This is a genomic window from Mesorhizobium sp. M7A.F.Ca.CA.002.05.1.1 (genome assembly GCF_003998335.1).
GTDB lineage: Bacteria > Pseudomonadota > Alphaproteobacteria > Rhizobiales > Rhizobiaceae > Mesorhizobium.
This window is the reverse complement of record NZ_RZQI01000721.1, coordinates 1-3,110: the sequence shown is the minus strand read 5'-3', so window position 1 is coordinate 3,110 and position 3,110 is coordinate 1. Positions and strand designations below refer to the sequence as shown.

Here is a 3,110-nt window from a genome sequence, read left to right as displayed (position 1 = left end):
GGTCAGAACCATAGAGTTCATAACCCTGATGAACGCAGGCAATCCGCATCTTTATATCCCGCCGGGTGCTACAACCATCGCGCTGGGCGATTGTGGCAGAAGCCCGTCCGCAAGAATCATGCCTGGTTCGATACGCCCGACTGCCGGCCGTACGCCCCAGGCATTGCTTCGTTTCGATACAGCTACGCACAGAAGGGTTGACCGAGAATGAAACAACCATCGGCTTCAACACCGTTTTTTTACAACCCCGCGCGATGATCCCTCGCAGGATACCGAAATCGGGAGGTGGCACGGAAGTTGCCATCTGCTCATTATAAATTAAGCAATATCTAATGTATGAGACATGTGAAAGTGCCGCCGGCCATGAAACCAGAAACGCCCGCCATTCTGATCCTGGGGACCCGCGGCATACCCGCGGCCCATGGCGGCTTTGAAACCTTTGCCGAAAAACTGGCGCTGTTTCTTGTCGGGCGCGGTTGGAAAGTCGGCGTCTATTGCCAGGATGAGGTCGAGCGGATCGACCAGAGGGTGCGCAGCGAAACCTGGCGCGGCATCGAGCTCATTCACATCCAGGTTGCCTCCAAGGGACCGCGCGCGACGCTGGAATTCGACTGGCAATGCGCCCGCGACGCCGCCCGGCGACCGGGCGTTTGCCTGGTGCTCGGCTACAATGGCGCGGTCTTCCTGACCTGGCTCAGGCTGAAGCGACGCAAGATCTTCACCAACATGGACGGCATCGAGTGGCGCCGCCCAAAATGGGGAATGGCGGCGCGAACCTGGTTCTGGCTCAACGAATGGATCGGCGCATGGGCCTCGCATCGGCTGGTCGCCGATCATCCCGCCATCGCAGATCACCTGGCGACGCGCCGGCCGCGCAGCGCCATCGCCACCATCGCCTATGGCGCCGATCCGGTGACATCGGCGCCCGAGGCGCCGGTCCGGGCGCTCGGCCTCGAGCCCGGGCGCTATCTCATCTCGATCGCGCGCATCGAACCCGACAACAACATCCTGCCAATCGTCGAAGCTTTTTGCTCCGCCAAGCGCGACATGAAGCTGGTAGTGCTGGGAACGCTGTCCGACGACATCCCCTATCATGCCGCCATCCGCAAGGCGGCGAATGGCTCGGTGGTCCTGCCGGGCGCCATCTACGACCAGGCGACGGTCAAGGCGCTCAGATACCACGCCCGCTCCTATCTGCATGGCCACACGGTCGGCGGCACCAACCCGTCGCTGGTCGAGGCGCTGGCGGCCGGCAACATGGTGATCGCCCACGACAATCCCTACAACAGATGGACCGCCGGAGCTGCGGCGATCTACTTCACCGACAAGGACAGTTGCGCCAAGCGGATGCAGCAGGCGCTGGACAATGACGCCTTGGTCAAGGCCTGCGGCGTTGCCGCCAGGGCGCGCGCTCAGGAAGCCTTTCGCTGGGACGATGTCCTGCTCGCCTATGAAAATGAGGCCTATCATTTGCTCGGCATGACCGCCGCCAAGACCACCGCGATGGATCATGCATCGCCAGGAACCGTATGACAGGCTGGTCGCGCCGGCGGGTGCTGCGGACGGCGCTGTCCACCGCGGCGGCTCTCGGCTCGCTCCCGGTCGCACCAATCGCTCGCGCAGCCGCCGGGCCGCGATTTCGGCGCGGCGTCAACGCCTGGCCCTGGTTCTCGCTGACGCGCGAATTTCCCGCTCCGCGCACCGACTATGACTGGCCGCCCTTCCAGTCGCAACGGCCGGTGCCGACCCCGGACGACCTGCGTCGGCTGCGCGAGACCGGGCTCGATTTCATCCGACTGCCTGTTGATCCCGGCCCTTTCCTGGCCGCCGACGCCACCACGCGCAGCCGGTTGCTGGACATGCTGGATGCCGCTGTCACGGCCACCCTCCACGCCGATCTCGGCATCATCGTCAACATCCAGGCCAATGCAGCCACCCATTACTGGAACCCCGACCGCATGGTCTCCAGCACCGCCGCACCCGCGTTCGATCTCTACCGCGGGCTGGTCGGCGAGCTTGCCGGCAGGCTGGCGCGGTTCCAGCCCGGCAGGGTGGCGCTCGAGCCGGTCAACGAGCCGGCGCAGGCCTGCGCGTCGAACGTCTGGTCGCAGATCCAGCTTTCACTTCTGACGGCGGCAAGAGCATCGGCCGCGACCCTGCCGCTGGTCGTCACCGGCGGCTGCGGCTCGATGGTGAGCGGACTGACAGCGCTCGATCCGGCACCGCTGTCCCCGTTCGAGCCGATCCTGTTCACCTTCCACTTCTATGAGCCCTATCTGTTCAGCCATCAGGGGGCACCCTGGATGCGCGAGCCCGTCTACCGGTCGCTCAACAATGTGCCGTGGCCGGCATCTGCCGGCTCGCTGGAACAGACGCTGGCATCGGTCAGGGCGCGCATGGCGCAGGACACCGAAATCCCTGAAGACGCCAAGCAGGCAGCCTATGCCGATACCGAGCGTGTGCTGAAAGTCTATTTCGACGCCCGGCCCGACCGCTGGTTTGTCGACAAATATCTTCGCCAGGTTCGCGACTGGGCCGACGGCCACGGCCTTGCGCCGGAACGCATCATCATGGGCGAGTTCGGCGCGCTGCGCACCGACGCCCGCTATGTCGCCGCCCCCAATCCGGATCGCGCGCGCTACATCGCCGATGTCAGACGGAGCGCCGAGGAACTCGGCTTCGCTTGGGCACTGTGGGATCTCTTCGATGGCATGGGCATGATGGACGACACCACCCGGGCACTGGACCCCGATATCATCGCGGCGCTTGGCCTGACCATGCCGGCGGACTGACGGGCCTGAACGCTGCCCGCGTCGGCCGGTAAAGCACCAGCGCCAGCACCACGAACTTGGTCAGCAGCGTCGTCTTCGACGCGACGCTTTCCGAGGTGTTGATCAGAATGACCCAGCCCAGCATCGGCAGCCAGATGCCGGGATGGCAGCGGCGCGCCACCTCGAACAGGAACAGCACGAAGCCGAACGTCAGCAAAAGGGTGAAGAAGGCGCCCTGATAGAGGACGGTGCGGATAATCGGGTTCTCGATGCCCTGTTCGAGACCGTTGATGCGGCGCAGGCTGTCAATCAGGTCGACATCCGGCCCCACGATCAGAT

At 64.4% G+C, this 3,110-nt stretch carries 2 protein-coding genes and 1 pseudogene; 2 read left to right on the top strand and 1 reads right to left on the bottom strand.

The features are described 5' to 3' along the window. Positions 1-363 precede the first annotated feature (363 nt). Together EN939_RS27295 and EN939_RS27290 are read left to right on the top strand one after the other, a co-directional pair. Complete coding sequence (locus EN939_RS27295) at positions 364-1,533, top strand: DUF1972 domain-containing protein (RefSeq protein ID WP_164749030.1); 1,170 nt, start codon at positions 364-366, stop codon at positions 1,531-1,533. Further along, positions 1,530-2,792: a glycoside hydrolase family 5 protein gene (locus tag EN939_RS27290; RefSeq protein ID WP_127270842.1), complete on the top strand. Its 1,263-nt coding sequence runs from the start codon at positions 1,530-1,532 to the stop codon at positions 2,790-2,792. Before EN939_RS27295 ends, EN939_RS27290 begins: the two co-directional genes overlap by 4 nt. On the opposite strand, the pseudogene EN939_RS27285 reads toward EN939_RS27290, so the two are convergent. After that, positions 2,755-3,110 (bottom strand): annotated as a pseudogene (locus tag EN939_RS27285) (VpsF family polysaccharide biosynthesis protein); the annotation flags it as partial. The gene EN939_RS27290 and the pseudogene EN939_RS27285 overlap by 38 nt on opposite strands.